We start from the raw sequence: 1,034 nt of genomic DNA on the forward strand, positions 1-1,034 counted from the left end.
GCGTATTTTCAGTCAACTGAAGTGGCTCAACGATTTGAAGTAGAGCCTGGAAAGTATCAGCGTGAGCCATACCTGCGCCAAGACCTGAAACTAGAGTTGTTGCGATTGCTGCTTTTTTGAATACGTTTTTCATGGATAGTATCTCCGAACACTTATTTAGTTTTGAAATTGCTGAATTAAATTTTTATATCGTGACCTTAGGGCCATCTTGTTTGTCTCTCTTTCGAAAGACCTTTCATATTTACTACTTTCGCACTTACTGCTTGTACTGCTTGCTTCCTGCTCTTAACTGCAAGCTGCTTATATGCAGCTTTAAGCGAGGCTTGTGGCCTCTACAACATCACGATTAGATATTTCGTCACGTTGTAAGCAGCGCGTTTTTTAAAATGTTTTGCATTTCGTTTGCGCTTAATTTCAGCTTAGCTAGATCACAGAACTTGTACGCCGAAAAACAGGCCGTTTTGTAGCAAAGTGTTACGTGATGTTTGATACGTGTTTCAAACTTAAAGACACACGTAAATACCGATCATTCATTGATCAATTTCGATATCTATATCAATACCTTACACAGGCGATGCGATAAAACTTTCAGGTGCCTAGACTTCAACTTTTAGCCCTAATGACGAAGTAACACTGGAAAAAATAAGATAAGGCTAGGCAATACAAGTCGGACAACAAAGCTTTGCCGATCAGCCTTTGAAGAAAGAATTTTTCAGATAAGATTTTGATCGTGCAGTACAACAAAAAAAGGCGCCCCAAGGCGCCTTTTATATGTTTCTCTACAACTAGTGCTTAGTTGTATACAACAGAAACATCGTAATCGATTGAGGTCGCAGTAGCTGCCGCTGCCGCTGCAGTCGTTGCATTATCAACTGTCAAAGTACCACCAAGCGTCAACTGGTGAGCTGCCTGTAGCGTAACACCTGTAAGAGATAGTGCCGCTTCACCGTTGTCGATCATTGCTGGTACGAAAGTCATACCGTTTGAAGAAGACTGACCTAGCGTGATGTCAAAAGTAAGACCATCAGTACCTG

Annotated in this window: 1 protein-coding gene; it reads right to left on the reverse strand. The window is 41.3% G+C overall.

The window, feature by feature from the left end; translation table 11 throughout:
• Positions 1 to 792: 792 nt before the first annotated feature.
• A partial coding sequence (locus A3739_RS29900) for a hypothetical protein (RefSeq protein WP_197472264.1) occupies positions 793 to 1,034 on the reverse strand: 242 nt, incomplete at its 5' end.

This window comes from Oleiphilus sp. HI0067 (assembly GCF_001635735.1).